This window comes from Flavobacterium sp. (genome assembly GCF_036759525.1).
In the GTDB taxonomy this organism is placed as follows: domain Bacteria; phylum Bacteroidota; class Bacteroidia; order Flavobacteriales; family Flavobacteriaceae; genus Flavobacterium.
Genome location: NZ_DAIOUN010000022.1, coordinates 1 through 19,110, shown reverse-complemented (window position 1 = coordinate 19,110; position 19,110 = coordinate 1). Strand labels below are relative to the sequence as shown.

Here is a 19,110-nt window from a genome sequence, read left to right as displayed (position 1 = left end):
AAAAAGGTCCCCTAACCCGTCGCCAAACTAGATAGAGGACCAAGCAAACAAAACCAATGTTTCATTTAACTAACCAAGTATATGAATAAATTTTCATTAAACCAAAGAGCCAAACTATTTAGGTATTTAGGCTTACTATCATGGCTTTTGTACAGCGTTTCCACATTAGCCCAACAACAACCACAACAACTCATAACCGGTACGGTAAGCGATGCACAGGGCAGTTTACCCGGTGTAACCGTAAGTATCAAAGGTAAAGCCTCTGGTACTTTAACCAACGAGAACGGTCAGTTTTCCATCAATGCCACCCCCTCAGATGTGCTCGTGTTCTCCTATATGGGCTATAAAACCCAAGAAATTACTATAGGAAACCAAAACGGGTTTCAAATTTTACTCCTAGAAGATACTACCCAACTCAAAGAGGTGGTGGTAAATGCCGGTTACTACTCCGTCAAAGACAAAGAACGCACAGGAAGTATTGGCCGCATCACCGCCAAAGAAATCGAAACCCAACCCATTACCAATTTGGTCGGTACACTACAAGGTAGATTGGCTGGGGTAAATATCGTGCAAGAAAGCGGTATTGCCGGGGGTGGCTTTCAAATAAATGTTCGTGGGGTCAATAGCCTTCGCACGGGGGCAAACAATCCGTTGTACATCATAGACGGGGTTCCCTACTCTTCAGACCCCATTAGCGATAGGCAAACCTCAACCTCTATCCCGGGAGACGGAAATCCCTTAGCAAGTATAAACCCCAATGATATAGAAAGTATAGAGATTCTCAAAGATGCAGATGCTACAGCTATTTACGGTTCAAGAGGAGCAAATGGGGTGGTACTAATAAGTACAAAAAGAGGAAAATCAGGGGCTACATCAGTAACAGTGGAAACCAACCATTCTTTTGGCTCGGTAACCCGTATGATGAAATTGATGAATACAGAGCAATATTTAAAAATGCGAAGAGAGGCTTTTGCAAACGACAACATTACAACATATCCGGCAAACGCCTTCGATATAAACGGCACTTGGGATCAAACCCGCTATACCGATTGGCAAAAAGTACTCATTGGCGGTACGGCTCAAACCAACTTTTGGCAGGCCTCTGTCAGTGGCGGTACACAACAGTCCAATTTCCTATTCAGTGGCAATTACCGTACCGAAACCAGTGTCTTTCCCGGCGACTTTCTCTATAAAAAAGGAGGGGCAAGGGTAAACTACAACTACAATTCAAAAGACAATAGGTTTCAGTTCAATTTTTCGGCTAGCTATATGGCACAAGACAACAACCTCCCTTGGATAGACTATGTTACGCTAGCTCGCAATTTAGCACCCAATGCCCCTGCTTTACATGACAGCCAAGGCAATCTAAACTGGGAAAACAGCACCTGGGAAAACCCTTTGGCAAACTCAGAAAGCAAAAGCCTTATAAACACTACAGACCTTATTTCAAATGCGGTTTTAACCTATAAAATAGCCAATAACCTTACCGTAAAATCAAATCTGGGCTTTACTGATTTAAAAAACAACGACAGCCGTTCTTTACCCTCCACAATGTACAATCCCGCATTCAATCTTACCAGTCAGCAATCCTCAATTTATTGGAACAATTTCACTAGAAATTCCTGGATTGTAGAACCCCAAATAAACTGGGTAAAAAACTATGGCAAATCATCGTTCAATGCATTAGCAGGAGCTTCATACCAAAGTCAAAAAAGCGAAAAAACAGCCACACTATCAGCTATCTTTTCCAGCAATAGTCTTTTGTACAATCAAGCAGCAGCAGCTCAAAACATCATTTACAACAATGATGAAATCGAATACAAATACCAAGCTTTTTTTGGTCGCCTCAATTACGATTATGACAAAAGGTTTATTATAAACCTAACCGGTCGTAGAGACGGCTCCAGTCGTTTTGGTCCGGGAAAACAATTTGCAACTTTCGGAGCCGTTGGTGCCGCATGGTTGTTCAGCAACGAAACGTTTGTTCAAAACAAACTTCCGTTTCTAAGCTTTGGTAAACTTCGCTCCAGTTATGGTACAACAGGTAGTGATCAAATTGGAGACTACCAGTTCCTAAACACCTACTCCAACTCAAGCTTCCAATACGCAGGGACTATTGGGCTTCAACCGGCTCGCTTGTACAATCCAAACTTCAGTTGGGAAACAAACAAAAAATGGGAAGCTTCCCTGGAAATAGGCCTACTCAATGACCGCATTTTTCTCACAACGGCCTACTATATAAACCGTTCATCCAATCAACTGGTAGGCTTACCCCTTCCCGGCACTACAGGTTTTCCATCCATTCAGGAAAATCTAAATGCCGTTGTAGAAAATCGCGGATGGGAAACTACTTTAAGGGTAATACCATTTAAAACCGACAATTTTTCTTGGATTGCAAATATCAATTTCACAAAAGCGGGAAACAAATTAATTTCCTTCCCGGGACTTGAAAACTCAAGCTTTAGAACCCAATATGTCGTAGGTCAACCCACTACTATTCGAAAATTATTCAATTTCACTGGAGTAGATCCACAAACAGGGCTGTACCAGTTTCAAGATGTAAATGGCGATGGGATAATTTCTTTTGAATACGATAGAGAAACCGTGCGAGATTTCAACCCGGACTTCTATGGAGGTTTACACAATCTTATTACGTATAAAAAATTTCAACTGGATTTCCTATTCCAATTTGTAAAACAAGAAAACTTCAATTTTGCCAATACAAAACGTAATGCGGGTCATTTCACAAACCAGCCGGTGGCCTATCTCAACAGTTGGTCACAAGTAGGTGATAATGCACCCTATCAACTCTACGGTACTACTGCAAATCAAACCGCTACGCAGCGAAGTGAGTTTTTTAGTTTAAGTAACGGTGCAGTAAGTGATGCCTCTTTCATTAGGTTAAAAAACATAGCATTAACCTACGAAATTCCAAAAAAAGTTCTCAAAGATCTAACCTGTAGAGTTTCACTACAAGGACAAAATATTGTAACCATTACTTCATACCAAGGAGCCGATCCGGAGTTTACTCTAGGCGGTACTTTGCCTCCATTACGCATTTATGCTATGGGACTTCAACTAATATTTTAATTAAAATCTAAAAAAATGAAAAACAGAACACTATTTCAGCAATACAAAAAGGTATTAGTAATCCTTACCTTAGCTTTTTGTTTTCAAAATTGCGATGATTTTGTTGAGGTAAACCAACCCAATTCGCAATTAACTACACAGGCTGTTTTTGAAAACGCCACTACAGCTAGAGCCGCACTTACAGACATTTATGCCCAAATGCGTGAACACGGCATTCTAACCGGTAGAATAAATGGGCTTTCGTGTCTCTTAGGTACGTATTCAGATGAACTTATTTCATATGAAAATGGCATCTATACCACAGAGCCGTTTTACAACAATGCATTATCGGCTTCCATGACCTATATTGGTAATATCTGGAATCGCTCCTACTCTCAAGTCTATGCAGCAAATGCGGTAATAGAGGGGATTAATAATTCTACAACAATTCCTGAAAATTTAAAAAACCAAATAAAAGGAGAAGCATTATTCATTCGGGCTTTAATCCATTTTCATTTGGTCAATTTATACGGAGACATTCCATTCATTACAACTACAAATTACATGCAAAACAGTGTAGTGACAAGGCAATCCAAAGAATTGGTTTACCAAAACATAATAAACGATTTAGAACAAGCGGTTAGCTTGGTAGAAGCAAACTACGTGCAAGCCGGCAGAAACCGTCCCAACAAAGCTACGGTACAAGCCCTATTAGCAAGGGTTTACTTGTACAACGAGAATTACCCCCAAGCGGCAAATTGGGCTTCGGCGGTTATTAATGAAACTGCATTATATTCGGTAGTGAACAATCTGGACCAAGCCTTTTTAAGAACAAGTACATCTACCATTTGGCAATTATCTCCCGGCCCAAATGGACCAAACACTTACGAAGGTTCTATATTTATATTTTTGGCCGGTCCGCCAACTCGGGTATCATTGTCCCAAGAATTAATAAACAAATTTGAAACAAACGATTTAAGAAAAGTACATTGGATAAAATCTGTAACAAACGGAACCAATGTATGGTACCATCCTTTCAAATACAAGCAAAATAATCCAACGGCATCCAGTCAAGAAAATTCAATTATTTTCAGAATAGAAGAACAAATATTAATCCGGGCAGAAGCACGTGCAAGACAAGGTGAAATTATTGGAGCAATAGAAGATATAAATACAATCCGTAACAGAGCAGGATTACCAAATACTACTGCTGTTACCCAAAGTGAAGTAATCGAAGCCATTAGGCAAGAACGTCAAGTAGAGTTTTTCACAGAGTTAGGGCATCGGTTTTTCGATCTCAAAAGATGGAATCTGTTAAATCAAGAACTGGCATACAAGCCGGGGTGGAACAATACAGATGTCTTATGGCCTTTGCCTTTAGCAGAAATGAATGCAAATCCATTTTTAACACCTCAAAATCCGGGCTATTAAAATGAATTATTTTCCATTTCAAAAAACAGTAGTTTTCTTCGACCTTCGATTGACCACAATTACATTGCTATTCATTCTTTTAGGTTTAAAAATGCATGGTCAAGAACTAAGCAAACAACAAATAAAGGAGAGTGACTTTCAAAAGTGGGGCAAATTAATAAATCAGGCTATTTCCGAAAAAGGGAATTGGATAAGCTACTCGATGCAATACAGCGAAGCACCGGATACTCTTTTTGTAGAAAGTGTAAACAAAAAAAAGAACTATCAATTTGCTAATGCAAACAAAGGCGAGTTCATAGGCGAGATGTCATTTATCTATTTAGATAAAAACAAGACACTCAATTGGATGGATTTAAATTCAGGAAAAGTGAAAACGTTTAAAAACATCAAGTCCTATGAGGTGGCAAACGGCCATTACATTATAACAATAGAACAGCGGGACAACAAGAACTATTTAGGTATAAGAGACTACAAAGCTAATAGCCTAGAGAGTATAGAGGGTGTAGTTGAATACAAATTAAATAATTCAAAAGATGCTTTACTATGTTATAAAGAAGAGAACCAATTAAAAAGTATAACAATAATTAAATTGGGGGCACCAATTCAAAAAACACAAATTTGGGAAGAGAGCCAAGTGCATTTTTCAAATATGGTTTGGAGCGAAAGTAATCAATCAATCGCTTTTTTAGCAGAGTACAAAGAAGATGAAAGCAATCGCAAGCTCTATCATTATTCACTTTTGCAAAATAATTGGTTCGAACTAAATCCAAAACAAATCATAAATTTTCCAAAAGAGTATCAACTTAGTTCAAGACATAATAACATAACAATTTCTCCAGACGATAAACGTGTAATTTTGGGTATAGTTAAAAATCTTACCTCTCAGGGTAAAAGAAATACCGTGCAAATTTGGAAATCTAGTGACGCCGTAATCCATTCCGAAAAAAAGTATTTAGGTGAACTAGATAATAGTTTTCATTTGGCAGTATGGTGGCCTCAAACCGGCAAGTTTTCTCAAATTACAGAAGAAAACAAACAGTATGGCATGCTAAATAATAACAAAGACTATGCACTTATATACAATTATACCGATTATCCTCACCAGTACACAATGAATAGAAATGTGAATTATTATGTCAAAAACCTGGAAACTGGTGAACAAGATACAGTAATACATAATCAACTTACCGTTTTACGTAATTCGAGTATGTCACCAAGAGGTAAATACTTTGCGTATTTTAACAACAAGGGTTGGTGGGTTTATGATTTTGTCAAAAAAGAGAATATAGCTTTATTGCCAACTGTTGATTTTTCAAAACACGAGTATGCAAATGAAAAAAGTAATTTTGGAGTGGCAGGTTGGTGTCAAAAAGAAGAAAATATTATACTGTATGATCAATATGATGTATGGAAAGTTCCCTTAAATGGTGAAAGTCCTGTAAGAATCACTAGGGGTCGTGAAAAAAAAATAGCTTACAGAGTAGTTCATGAAAATAAAAAAAAATATTTCTTAGCAGCTGGAAATAATGACCCAATCATTAACTTCAATAAAGAAATTTTACTTTCGGCTACAACGGATAACGAAACGGGGTATTTTGTACATAAACCAAACGGAAAATTAGTCGAGATTAGTTTTGATAAATCGTTACATTCAAATTGTTTAAAAGCATCAAAAGCCAATAAAATAATTTTCCTCAAGCAAAACTACGATACCCCGCCAAGGCTAATGTTGGCAAATACCAATGCTAACCAGTCATCTGTTATCTATCAAAGTAATAGTCATCATTTTGACTACCAGTGGCACAAACAAGAAATAATAACATTCAAAAACTCCCACAATCAAGAATTAAAAGGAATGTTGTATTATCCAAACAATTACAATCCATTGCAACAGTACCCAATGGTAGTATACATCTATGAAGAGCAATCACTTCAAAAAAACAAGTATACCAATCCATCCAAGTACAATATGACCGGATTCAATTTAGCTACATTCACATCTCAAGGGTATTTTGTACTCATGCCGGATATTACCTATCAAACTGGAAATCCGGGATTATCAGCCTTAGATTGTGTGGTAGCTGCAACTACAAAAGTGATAAACTCAGGTAAAGTCCAAAAAAACAAAATTGCTCTCATGGGGCAATCCTTTGGGGGCTATGAAACCAATTTTATCATATCACAAACCAACTTGTTTAAAACGGCAATATCGGGAGTGTCAATATTCGATACAAACAGAATGTACTTTACTTTAAGCGAAAGTTCAGGCAGACCGGAAATGTGGCGGTTTGAATCCCAGCAATGGCGTATGGGTAAAATGCTCTTTGAAGACAGAAAGGCTTACAGCAATAATTCACCCGTAAATTTTGTAGAAAACATAACTACACCCCTACTAATTTGGTGTGGCGAGGAAGATAAACAAGTAAATCCGGATCAATCCATAGCGTTATACCTTGCCTTAAAAAGGTTAAAAAAAGAGGGAATCCTGTTAATGTATCCAAACGAGTCCCACTCTATTAACTCCAGTTCAAATCAAGTAGATTTGTATTCTAGAATTAAGGATTGGCTGGCGTACCACCTAAAAGAGGAGCCTCCTGCAGATTGGATAAAACAAAAAAAATAAAATAGAAGCAGGCAATGGGGATTCCTATTGCCTGCAACTTTTAAAAACGTACCCAAAAATTACGGCTGATGTGTAAGTAGTTCAGTACAGTCTGAAAATTCAGATAATTTTCCATACATCTGGTTTCCCGATGCATCTTTACACAAAACGTCGCTAATGTTATTACACTCACGAACAGGCACACAGTTAAAAGGCGATATTCTATTCCATCCTTGAACGGTAGTTGTCGCTTTAGAACTTTGGGTCATTTGGCTACTGCTTACAGCACCGGCAGAGGCCAGTACAAAGGCAGCAACAGGCAACAATAATTGAAATGATAAATTTTTCATAATAATTAAAATTTAATAATAATGAATTTGACCTACTCTTTTCTACAGGTTTTCGATCTCATCCCTGGAACCGGCCGGTTATATTTATTTTCTTTTAAAATGTTTAATTAGTTCCGGACTAAAACGATAGGATACCAGTTTCGTCCCAAAAATCACATACAGATGCGTATCAGTAACATACATATCATCAATTTTAGCTCCATCAACTTTATACACATAGAAACTCATTAGATAAGATTTTGATAGGACATCGTAAACATCTATCACATGTGCATTTTTCCACATCCTTTTTTCTTCGTATCTACTGGGTAAAGTCGAGTTTACAAATAACAAATTGTGATGAAGAGCACTCAATCTGTTAACCATGAGAGGCGGAGCAGAAAATTTTCGCTCATTTTTTGATTTTACATAATCAATTTTAATAGCAGCTTGGGTGGTGGTATCGATAGTATGCCCTCTATCAATTAAATTGAGGTGCTTATCGGTTATAATATATTCATTGCGATAATAATACAAGTAAACAAACTTTTCAAGTGAAGAACTGTAATTCAGTATTCCATCAGTGTCAAACAATCCGTCAAGTTGTTTTTCAAGTAATGGAGGGGCAGTTTGCACTTTTTGAGTAGTAATATCCAATGTCGCCAATAAATTTTCACGGGATTGATTTAAAGTTCTAATAATAAATGTGGTCGAATCAACAACTTTGGCTTTGGTAAAACTGGGAATAGTTTTAGTTTGTAAAACAGCTTGTAACTGATCGAGTTTACCTTTAAAAATACAAGGCACTTTACCATCATAAACAAAAAAATGAGGGGGTTCAACCAGCAACTTAATGTTCAAGAATTTAAATAACGTATCTGTAATTTGAAAAGGGTAACTTCTTGTTATTTGCAATGAGGTATCTATTTCAGTAATTAATGCCGGGGCTGTAATGTTTCCCAAATACAGTTTGCGATCACTTTTTCCGGCAAAATAATAGCTGTTGGCCTGGAGTTCCATTACTTGATCTCTTTGTGCAGGAAAAGGCGGAAATCTTCTAACGAAGTTATTGCGTTCATATAGTATTTCTTCCGATTTATGAAACAACCCTACCATTAAAACCACACTAAGACTAAAAACCGCAACAATCCGTGTAACCAAATATATCCTATCCGCAATCATAAGTGACAAGGCTAGTAGGCCCAATAAGCAAAAACCAATATTAAAATACAAATGTTGGGTCCAGCTCATTTGCTCTAAAACTCCACCACAGGAACAAGGTATAAACGAACTGTAATTCAAAATAAGGTAAATATAAACGGTAAATAGCACCATTAATCCCATACTAAAGAGTAAACCTATTTTTCGATATCTAGAAATGCTCAACATCAGGGCTAGCAGCAATTCTAGTAAAGGAACCCCCCATACTAAATAACCGGCAAAAGCACTTAACAACGGCGATTGACCCAACTGTACTTTAAAATTTTCAAAGTCTATCAACTTGCTCACCGCCGCATAAACAAACAGCAATACATAAAGATAACATACAAGGAGCACTACTATATTCTTAAACTTTGTATACATCATATCCGGTATTTTCAGTGGAGTAATAGTGTAAAATTGCAATATTCAAAATAGTAACACTATGCAAATCAAGCATTTCGGTATGCCATTCCAAAATTCCATCACAATATCCCATCACCCATTATCCCCCCTACTAAGCTCACTTGGTGAAATCCCAAACTTTTTTCTAAAAGCTTTGTAAAAATTCAAATACATCCCAAAACCACAATCAAAAGCAATCTCTTTCAATGGAGTCTGGGTAAAAACAATCAAGTGGAATGCCTTTTGCAACCGTTCATCTTGATAAAATTGATAAACACTCGTATTATATTTTTTCCGAAACAAGGTTCTAACCCGATGCTCTTCACTACCAAATAGGGCTACAAAAGTTTTCAAAGTTGGCAAAGGTTCATCCAGATGTTCAAGTATGTAGTCATGAATTTGTACCACAACCTGCAAGTCCATTTTTTGTTGGTCAGTAAGAGTCTTTGAATTCCGGGTCTCAGTTATAGAGTCCATACATATTTGCACAGATACCAATACAAACGTTTGATGGTATACCCATGAGGTCATACTGCAATAAAAAGGGATTTTGTTTCCCTTTGAAGTACACAAATAAAGAGGAGAATCAAAAGCTAGAAACGTTCCCGGTTTAAATTGCATTTTAAACAATTCCCATTTCACAACCGATTCAGTATCCAAAAGGGCGGTAAGCTTTTTATCTTTAAGTAACTCGGGAGAATACAACAACTGCTCTGGAACCGATGTATTAAAGTCCAGTATAGTGTAAGTTGAATCTAATACAAATAGTAAAGGGTTTTGGGTTTGAAACCTAAACTTTGGGGGTAGAGCATCGTGCTTAATTATCAATTCCCGCAAGCGTGTACCGGTCTGCAGCAACTCTTCCAATAAAGAATCAAAAGCATCATGGGTGTGAAAAGTCTTATACACTAGAGGGCTTTTCCCATGGGCTAAATCAAACAACAATTGGTAAATCAACTTGAGTTTTTCGTCAATAGAAGAATCAGACATATTCAGATTTTATTAAATAAGTTTGGATTAACATGAAGGAGTACATTAGCAAAACAAACCTATCAAAATATAGCAAAGGACACCAAAACAATACTGTTGGATTCTGGAATCCATAAGGGAATAATTCTGATTTTCAAATAAATCAAACAAAAATTAAAATAAACATATACAATTAAAATACAAGTATTTAAGTGTGCCTTATGAAATCTTTACTTAATATATAAATGCATAATAAAGGAGGCGTCATATTTCCATGTAAGCCAATGAAAACTACTATGCTTTTTCAGAAAATAATCTATGCCATTCCGGAAACTCACAGCATGCCATTTGCACAATCCAAAGGTTCAATTTAGTTTTGGTTCAAAATAATAAATCGAATAATTTACATTACATAGTGCTTTAAAGTAAACCCAAAGCATCGGTAAACTCTAGTGCATAAAATATGAAAAACTTTGCAAGCGAATTAATCAATCAATTAGAACAAAAATTAAGCCTTACCATCGAACTCATAGAAGAAAACCCATTAGAGCACGGCACACAAGCTATAGAAATGTGCACAAAAGAATACTATAAACTAAGAAAACAATTCTTAAATTCCCGGCTCTCAGAATCAGAAGAAATAGAATTTTTTAAAGAATATAAACCCAAACTCACCAGACGAATCATTTACTTCAATGAGATATATAAAATAGAATACAATAAACCGGCCGGAACAAAAAAAACAATTCAAAAATATTACAACTACCATTTAAAAAAAAGAGAACAATTTTTCATAGATAATGCCGAATTTTACAAGTATTTCAAACGGCGTCACACCTACCTAGACTCCAAATATTTTTTGAGAAATCAGCAAGATTGTTCCCTGGCATTAGACAGTTTTTATTTCCAATTAGATCAAAAGTTTTCTACTTCGCATGACTACAAAGCGGCTCAAATTATGGCCAACGAAGATTTACAATGCTATCTAATTGCCAAGAGTAAAAAAACAGAGTCAAATTCCACTGGTACAAACGATCGTAAATTGCAATGGACAGGCTCAAAAGTTGGTCTCGTAGAACTTATTTTTGCCTTACATACAGCTGGTGTTTTCAATTTTGGCACAAGTGATGTTGCCGAAATAGCTCACCACATAGCCAAAGCATTTCAAATAGAATTAGGGCAAATTCACAGAACCTTCTATGAAATCGCTGCCCGTAAAAACGAACCTACCAAATTTTTAAATCAATTACAAAATGCCCTTAAGGAACGCATCTTGCAGGGAGATGCAATAAAAAGGCTACCCTAGAGGGTAGCCTTAAAGATTATTCGGTACCTATTCCGGTTTTAAGAGCAACCGATATAGAAGTTGGCGTGTCCGTATTCAAACCGTATACAGAACCTACTATGCACGTGGTAAGCCAGTTCCAATCTGGGTCTGTATTCTTTTTAGGTCTTTTGTTTTTATGATACAGGGCATGTCTGGCTATAGAGGTAATCCGGAGTAAAAACTTCTTTTCTGTACCGGAGTAAGTATGCTCATCAAGAACAAAAGATTCATAATCCAATATAGAATCATAAACGGTTTCATATTTTTCATCACTTTCTATTTGCAAAAACAAAGTAGATAAAAAAGACTCAAATGCGGCTTTGGCAGGGGTACTCAATACACTGGTATCCAAGGCATCATGCAAATGCGTTTCAGGACTCAATAAAATAGCTTGAATTTTAGGGGTCGGAAACAATGAAAAATCAAAATCAGAATGAGATAAAAAGTAAGGATGTTTTGAGGTTGCCTCATCAATAAAAGTTACTATGCTATCCAATTGGATGGGTAAATTAGGATGTTCATAATAAGCTTCAAAGAGTTCGGCAAAAATCGCACCGGTTTCATCATATACATTAGAGCTATTGGTAGGAGCTATAAAGCCGGTACGGGCTGTAGAGAGCTTATTTTTCTCAAAGTCCGTATCAAAGGAATCTTCCCTATCACAAGAAATCAAAAACAAAATAGAGAACAAAAACAAATAAAAATTTTTCATGGTAATGTGTGTGTTAAATGTTACTGATAATTTTAAAATCAGTTCATTTTTCCCGGGATAATTTGAACTTAAAAGGGGTCTTGCCGCTTAACAAAACCATTGAATTCGAGGTCAAAACTAGACATTGAATAAAAGGGACACAACTGCTTCTGTACCGAAAATCTGAATTTAAACTAATGAATTCCGGAATCAAACAAGGTAAAATTTTTAGAGGTAAAGGATTACAATGTTGGGAGGTAATAAAGCATATTCCCATTTGATTTTTTGGGGTTATGAAGCCCAAAAGCATATAAAATGGGAATTAGCTTTATTTTCTGTTTTTATTTAATAATTTTATTTTTCTTTGCTCTCTCTCAAAAAAATCAATAGTTAAACCCCCTTAAATAGGTAAAAAAGCGTAATGAAAATAGTAAAAGCACTTTCGGTTTGGACATTTGTATTTTTAACAACTGTTGAGGTTCAATCTTTTAGTCATACTTCAAAAGGCAATTCCAAAAACTACAACTCTTTTGAAGAAAAAATAAACCGAAATAAACCAGATACGGCACAAGTTTTAGAAACCGCATTCAATTGGTTAAAACAAGCCAAAAAAGACAAAAATCCGGCTCAACAAGTAAATGCCTATAAACACATAATGCATTGGGTAGAAAAAAAATACCGAATGATTTATGCAGATAGTTTAATTCAAACGGCTTTAACTACAAACAATAACCAAATCGTCGGAAGTGCATATCTTACGGTTGGTGCAGCATACTATAACAATAGAGAGTTAGTAAAAGCTCTGGATCATTATGTAGAAGCAAACAATTACATTGTAAAAACCCAAGACAAATATTTAATAAATAAGGTAAAATATACCATAGCCCAAACTAAGTTTCATTTGGGCTATTACCACGAAGCTATCGCTTTGTTCAATGAAAGTAGTGCATTTTTCAAGGACGAAAATGAAACAGCCTATCTAAATACACTTCACGCCTTGGCTTTATGCTACAATAAAATAGAACGATTCGATTTGAGTAGCTACCACAATCAATTGGGTATGCAATTGGCTCAAGAATACGAAAGGGAGGAGCTTACTCCATACTTCAAAAATGCCGAAGGGATAAACCAATACAGTCAAAAAAATTACAACAAAGCAATAAAACTTTTAAAAGAGTCTTTCCCGGTTTTAGTGACAAATCAGGATTATGCCAATCAGATTGTTTCCCAATTTTACCTAGGCAAATGCTACTGGGATTTAAATCAAACAACTGAAGCTCTTCCCTATTTTGAAGATGTAGTAAAGCAAATAGAAGCCAAGAACTTCATTCGTCCCGATTTACGTGAAAATTTCGAAATCCTCATTAGCTATTATGCATCCCAAAAAAGACTTAACAAACAATTGGAAATAATTGAAAAACTGTTAGCATACGACAATAACCTCAACAAAGAGTTCAAATACCTAAGCTATAAAATTCATAAAGATTACGACACCAAGAGTTTAATCTTAAAAAAGCAAAAAATCAAGGTCGAGTTAGAACGGAACAAACACAACACCTATCTCATTCTACTGGGTATTGGTTTACTAGTTATAGCTGGGGTATTCTACTTTTCTAGACTAAAAAAAAGAGAACAAAAAAAGTTTGAAAACATTTTAAATACGCTAAAATCAGAACCTAAGTTAAAAGTAAAAAATCAGGATAACTTAAAAACAACGATCAGTCCGGAACTCTCCAAAACAATACTCTCCCATCTGGAGAAATTCGAAAAACAAAAAGGGTACTTAGAAAAAGATATGAATTTAACCAAACTGGCAACAAAATTAAACACCAATACCAAGTATGTCTCAGTAACAATTTCACAGTACAGAGGAAAGAAAACCACAACCTACATTAACGATTTAAAGATTGAATACATTTTAAAACTTCTTTTGGAGCATTCCAAATACAGAAACTACACCAATCAAGCTTTGGCCGAAGAGGCTGGTTTTGGCTCAACCCAAATATTCACACAGTGTTTCAAAAACAAAACGGGCTTATCTCCAACTTCATTTATACAACAGCTCAATGCATCAAACCAAACAATAAAGTAAAAATTGATTTAATTTTTATAAATCAACATTTTAAAACACTTTACTTAAAGTAAATATAAACATAAAGTAGAACTTTTTTTAAAATCAAAATACTTGACAACATTTTAATTAGACTAGCCATTTTCATATCCAATATAGTAAAAACTACATTTTTGTTTTCCACTTCTGATTGACTTCTGAAATAAAACAAATCAATCTATACAATTTTGTACCATAACAATCTAAAACATACGTTATGGCAATCGAAGTTATTACCCGTGAAGATTTAAACGAATTTAGAACACTATTACTAAAAGACCTGCAAGAGTTAATTCACTCCAAACCGCAACAAACAAAACAGTGGCTCAAATCCAATGAAGTTCGTAAACTATTAAACATCTCTCCAGGAACTTTACAAAATCTCCGCATCAACGGAACACTTTCCTACACCAAAATCGGTGGCACACTCTACTACGAGAACGCCGACATCGATAAACTCCTAAACACCAACAAAACCCAAGCCCTACCAAACCTCTTCAAATAAAACGAAAAATTAGCACAATCTCAAAGTCACTCTACTCCATGTCTCGCCTTTGCGGATAGAGAGGGATTTAGGGTGAGGTAAAAAAACGAAAAATCAAAATATACCACCAAACCCTCAACGCCTCGTCTCCCTCTCCTTTGGAGAGGGTTGGGGTGAGGAAAAACCTCAGTAAATCAGCAACTTAGCAACTCACAGAAAAATGAACTACATCAAACACCTAACCGGCTTCTTCGAAAAAGTCGTTCTAGACAAAGCCCTCAACCCTACCCATGTCAGCCTCTACATGGCCTTATTCCAATTTTGGAATTGCAACCGCTTCAAAAACCCCATCAGTATAAATCGCGATGAGGTAATGCGTATAAGTAAAATAAGTTCCAAAGCTACCTATCACAAATGCCTGAAGAACTTGCATAGTTTGGGTTATATCAATTACGAGCCCTCCTACAATCCATTTAAAGGAAGTCATGTCATTTTATTCAACTTTTCAGAAGATTTAAAACCAGCTCCAAAAAGTGAGAGAAAACCAAAAAATGAACCCCTTATTGAACCGGTTTCAGAACAAGCTCTAAACAAGTCTTGTACCAGTGATGAAACAAGTACTGAACAAGCAGTAGTACCTTCTATAAACTATATAAACAATACAAACAGTTCAAACGAAAAAAACGTTGCAAACTTGAACGAGCAAGCAAAAAATGTCATTGCGAAGAATGAAGCAATCTCAGAAATAAATAATTCAGATTTAGAAAATGAAAAAATTAAAGAAGAAAAAAGTTCCGCTAAAAAAGAAGAAAAAGAAATGCAGAATTTCAATTCTGCATTCGCCAACTCCATTGAAAATCAAATAAAAAACAGTTGGCAAAAAGATGTTGGTGGTTTTGTCATACCGATCGAAGCCGAGGTATCTCCTTTGAAAAAGGCAAAACCAACCATCGAAGAAGTCAAAAACTATTTCCAAGAAAACAACTTCCCGGAACTCGAAGCACAAAAATTCTTCAATTATTTCTCCAGTGTTGGTTGGCTGGTCGGTGGCAAAATTCCAATGATCAATTGGCAAGCAGCAGCTCAAAACTGGATGATTAACGCACCTAAATTTATTTCAAATGCAGAACAACCCAACAGACCAAAACACCTCAACACCACAACCGATAAAAACTATGCAGAACCGCTTTAATCTACATTGTCTCTCCAAGCCACCGGCCTTGTCATTCCGAGCTTCCATACTTGTCATTCCGAGCTCGCCGAGGAATCTCCTACGTAGTAGGCAACATGCCATACCCACACACCATTGTCATTCCGAGCCTGCGAGGAATCTCCTACGTAGTAGGTACTGTCATGCTGAACTTATTTCAGCATCTCATCCTTTGCGTCCCGAAAGCTTTCGGGATTGCGTATACCTTTGTTGACTTTGCGGTTAAACTTATGAAATCTATCAAAAGCGAAGCGTCTTAACACAATCCAAAGAAACTATAAAATCTATGTTTCTATGTGGTTAAAAAAAATCCGTTCACACGAGACCAAAGGTCGAACTGACGAAGTAATCTGTGACCCAAGGCTTTAGCCGAATTAGCGAAGCACATCCGTGTTCTAAAACCTTCGCTTTAACCCAAAACCTATGATAAACTATCAAAAGTGAAGCGTCTTTAAGCAATCTGAAAAAAACTATAAAACCTATGTTTCTATGTGGTTAATAAACAAAATATGGAAAACGAAATAAAATCCCACTACAGCTACACCGAAGTAATCAACTGGCTAGAGCAAAAAGGAGTTGAACTATACGGCAATCATTTCAAAATTTTGGAAACCGATTACCCAATCGTGTACAAACTAATCGCCTATTTTTTAAAAGATGAACAAGCTTGTTATCAATTCAACATCAATTTAAAAAAAGGCATTCTATTAACCGGACCAATCGGCTGCGGCAAAACATCACTCATGAACCTTATGAAATACCTAACCCCAACCGATCATAAATTCTCTGTAAAACCCTGCCGAGACATCAGCTTTGAATTCATTCAAGACGGCTACCAAATAATCCACAAATATAGCATCGGCAAACTCTACCAATCCGAACCAAGAACCTATTGCTTCGACGATTTAGGCACAGAAAACAACCTAAAATACTTCGGCAACGAATGCAACGTAATGGCAGAAATACTGTTAAGCCGCTACGATTTATTCATTTCCAAAAAACTAGTAACACACATCACCACCAACCTCTCAGCAACTGAAATTGAAAACCATTACGGCAACCGAGTCCGTTCCAGATTACGAGAATTATGCAATTTAATAGCATTCGACAATGTAGCTAAAGACAAGCGTAAATAAATTGCATAATCACGAACACCAAAAAAACAATAACAAATCGTGAGTAGATGGTAAATATAATCGCATACGATAAATCAACACCTGATAAACGATAAAACAACTTAGCGAACCTTGCGAAAAATCTTTGTGCTCTTTGCGGTTTAAAAAAAACTATAAATCTACTTTTCAACAACTTGAAACCTGACACGAGCCCAAAGGGAGACTGGCGAAGAAAACCTGACACGAGCCCGAAGGGCGACTGGCGAAGCAAACCTGACACGAGCCCGAAGGGCGACTGGCGAAGCAAACTTGACACGAGCCCGAAGGGCGACTGGCGAAGCAAACCTGAAACAAATGAAAACTATAACCAACTTCTGGAACCACTTCCAACAAAACAACTTCGTTTTCCTACTCCTAAACGAAATCCCAAAAAATGAATTAAAAAAACATTTAGACATACTCATGGTACAATTACACAAATACAATCCCCATTTAGATATCATAATAAAAAACAAAAAAACAAAAGCCGAATTAATAATTACAGCCCACGGAAACCCCTACTTGTTCAAAGATGTAGAATTATTGGTTTATCACGCTCCAAAAATAAAACGATGGCATATAACGGCTTTTCTGCAACCTCAGCTCGATATAGAACAGTATGAGAAGGGCTTAGACAAAGCATTAAACTATTACGGTATTTCACTGCGTATAAGTGAAATGTATTTTACACTCTTACCGGTTCCCAATAAACCATTTGATTTTGGTATAAAAGTTTTCCTCAAAAATTATTTTCTGTATGAAGACCACCCCAGACTCCAAGATGCAGTTTTTGTACAGATTGAACATCTAATAGGTGAAAAACTATTTGCCAATACCATTAGCTTTATCGAAATAGACCAACTGGAAATCCAAAAGGGTTACGATTATGATTTAATAAACTTGTATTACCTTCACAGCTACCTGGAAACATTTTTAAACTCCAAAATCAAAAATTCACTACATTTAATACTTTCAAATCATCGAAACAATAGTTAGTAATCTTTTGATTTCCTTAAAAATAGATACATAAAAAACTTAGAATTACCAATCTATTTAAAAAGCTTTGGAAATGAACTTACCAAAATGTGAAGTTTTTCATAAAATACTTATTCTAAAATCTTTTTGCAGCTTTGCATAGTATAAAAACCTGTGTAAAATAAAAAAGGCAAACTTAACGCTTGCCATTTGGGTTTAAATTTTATCTCAGTAGTGATTGCAAATGGTTAATTTTTTTTCATTACTAACTTTGGAACATTACCAAAATTCCACAAAGTCAGGTCCCGAAAGCTTTCGGGATCGCGGAGCTTTTCATAGGATATTTGTTGTAAACACTTTGCGGTGCGATTTAAAACTTACAAAATAAAGGCCTTCTGGGTTATGACCCGAGAAAATAGTCGAACAGACGAAGTAAATTTATAATTTCTACTCATACTTTGGCTTTAATTCAAATGTAGTAAAAACTTTCTTTATATATTACAACCACACGAAGGGATTCGTGCGGTAGCGGGGGGCTTTTATTTTAAAATATCTGATGATTAATCGACCTATAAAAAAAAGTGCAATTAAAATTAAAAGCAATATAATTGTATTTACAATGCCTGAATATATATAATTTCCCATAATAACTTTACAGACATTTACAACTTATAAGACACATAAAAAAGCACTCTAATCTTAAATGTTTATATCAAAGGAAAATCCCAAAAGTCCCGAAAGAATATAATATAAAACGATAAGTAATACTACCAATCCTCCTATTTTTTCATCACTTATATTAGCTCCAAAACGTTTTAACAAAAAACGAAGTAAAAAATAAAACAGTATAATAATTATTAGCTTTAATAAAAAGCTAAACATTTTTGGGTATTTGCTAAGTAGCTCCATAAATTAATCGAATAAATTTTTAATCCCTTTCCATAAATCCTGAAAACTCGTAGGTCCCACGCTTTTTCGTTCTCCTGCACCATTTCCTGAAGGCGTATTCATAGCTTTCATCATTGTGCCATTTTGGATATGCTGTACCCCCCGCTACGCAAAGTCTTCTTAACAGCAACGATCCCCCCTCTCCCCGCTACGCAAAGTCTTCTTAGCAGTACGACGCTCCGCAAATGTCTCCCGACTTTGCGGAA

Annotated in this window: 13 protein-coding genes; 9 read left to right on the top strand and 4 right to left on the bottom strand. The window is 36.0% G+C overall.

Annotated elements, in window-relative coordinates; all coding sequences use genetic code 11:
- The first annotated feature begins 81 nt into the window (after positions 1–81).
- The 3 genes from V7M80_RS11920 to V7M80_RS11910 are packed head-to-tail and all read left to right on the top strand — an operon-like array spanning position 82 to position 7,123.
- On the top strand, positions 82–3,090 hold the full coding sequence (locus tag V7M80_RS11920) for a SusC/RagA family TonB-linked outer membrane protein (RefSeq protein WP_333696425.1): 3,009 nt from the start codon (positions 82–84) through the stop codon (positions 3,088–3,090).
- 15 nt (positions 3,091–3,105) lie between these two features.
- Entirely contained in the window at positions 3,106–4,500 is a 1,395-nt protein-coding gene (locus tag V7M80_RS11915) for a RagB/SusD family nutrient uptake outer membrane protein (protein WP_333696423.1), read from the top strand.
- A 1-nt stretch (position 4,501) separates the two neighbouring features.
- Positions 4,502–7,123 carry an alpha/beta hydrolase family protein gene (locus V7M80_RS11910; RefSeq protein ID WP_333696422.1) on the top strand — a complete coding sequence of 874 codons (2,622 nt, stop codon included), beginning with the start codon at positions 4,502–4,504 and terminating at the stop codon, positions 7,121–7,123.
- 59 nt (positions 7,124–7,182) lie between these two features.
- Here the strand turns inward: V7M80_RS11910 and V7M80_RS11905 are convergent, their stop codons facing one another.
- The 3 genes from V7M80_RS11905 to V7M80_RS11895 form a co-directional block, all read right to left on the bottom strand.
- Positions 7,183–7,452 carry a DUF6520 family protein gene (locus tag V7M80_RS11905; protein ID WP_333696420.1) on the bottom strand — a complete coding sequence of 90 codons (270 nt, stop codon included), beginning with the start codon at positions 7,450–7,452 and terminating at the stop codon, positions 7,183–7,185.
- Between the two features lie 84 nt (positions 7,453–7,536).
- On the bottom strand, positions 7,537–9,018 hold the full coding sequence (locus V7M80_RS11900) for a MauE/DoxX family redox-associated membrane protein (protein ID WP_333696419.1): 1,482 nt from the start codon (positions 9,016–9,018) through the stop codon (positions 7,537–7,539).
- A 111-nt stretch (positions 9,019–9,129) separates the two neighbouring features.
- Positions 9,130–10,026: an AraC family transcriptional regulator gene (locus tag V7M80_RS11895; RefSeq protein WP_333696417.1), complete on the bottom strand. Its 897-nt coding sequence runs from the start codon at positions 10,024–10,026 to the stop codon at positions 9,130–9,132.
- A gap of 442 nt (positions 10,027–10,468) precedes the next feature.
- On the opposite strand from V7M80_RS11895, the gene V7M80_RS11890 reads away from it, so the two are divergent.
- Positions 10,469–11,311 (top strand): RteC domain-containing protein, encoded by an 843-nt coding sequence (locus V7M80_RS11890; protein ID WP_333696416.1) that lies wholly within the window; start codon positions 10,469–10,471, stop codon positions 11,309–11,311.
- Between the two features lie 16 nt (positions 11,312–11,327).
- On the opposite strand, the gene V7M80_RS11885 is transcribed toward V7M80_RS11890, so the two are convergent.
- Positions 11,328–12,044 carry a hypothetical protein gene (locus V7M80_RS11885; RefSeq protein WP_333696414.1) on the bottom strand — a complete coding sequence of 239 codons (717 nt, stop codon included), beginning with the start codon at positions 12,042–12,044 and terminating at the stop codon, positions 11,328–11,330.
- Positions 12,045–12,444: 400 nt separating this feature from the next.
- Here V7M80_RS11885 and V7M80_RS11880 point away from each other — a divergent pair, with 400 nt between their 5' ends.
- The 5 genes from V7M80_RS11880 to V7M80_RS11860 all read left to right on the top strand — a co-directional run bounded on the left by V7M80_RS11880 (position 12,445) and on the right by V7M80_RS11860 (position 17,977).
- Positions 12,445–14,115 (top strand): AraC family transcriptional regulator, encoded by a 1,671-nt coding sequence (locus V7M80_RS11880; RefSeq protein ID WP_333696413.1) that lies wholly within the window; start codon positions 12,445–12,447, stop codon positions 14,113–14,115.
- 235 nt (positions 14,116–14,350) lie between these two features.
- The gene (locus V7M80_RS11875; RefSeq protein ID WP_333696412.1) at positions 14,351–14,638 is read left to right on the top strand and encodes a helix-turn-helix domain-containing protein; all 288 of its coding nucleotides are present in this window, start codon (positions 14,351–14,353) and stop codon (positions 14,636–14,638) included.
- 199 nt (positions 14,639–14,837) lie between these two features.
- Positions 14,838–15,809 carry a transcriptional regulator gene (locus tag V7M80_RS11870; protein ID WP_333696410.1) on the top strand — a complete coding sequence of 324 codons (972 nt, stop codon included), beginning with the start codon at positions 14,838–14,840 and terminating at the stop codon, positions 15,807–15,809.
- A 527-nt stretch (positions 15,810–16,336) separates the two neighbouring features.
- Entirely contained in the window at positions 16,337–16,963 is a 627-nt protein-coding gene (locus tag V7M80_RS11865; RefSeq protein WP_333696408.1) for an ATPase, read from the top strand.
- 333 nt (positions 16,964–17,296) lie between these two features.
- Positions 17,297–17,977 carry a hypothetical protein gene (locus V7M80_RS11860; protein WP_333696406.1) on the top strand — a complete coding sequence of 227 codons (681 nt, stop codon included), beginning with the start codon at positions 17,297–17,299 and terminating at the stop codon, positions 17,975–17,977.
- Positions 17,978–19,110: the final 1,133 nt, after the last annotated feature.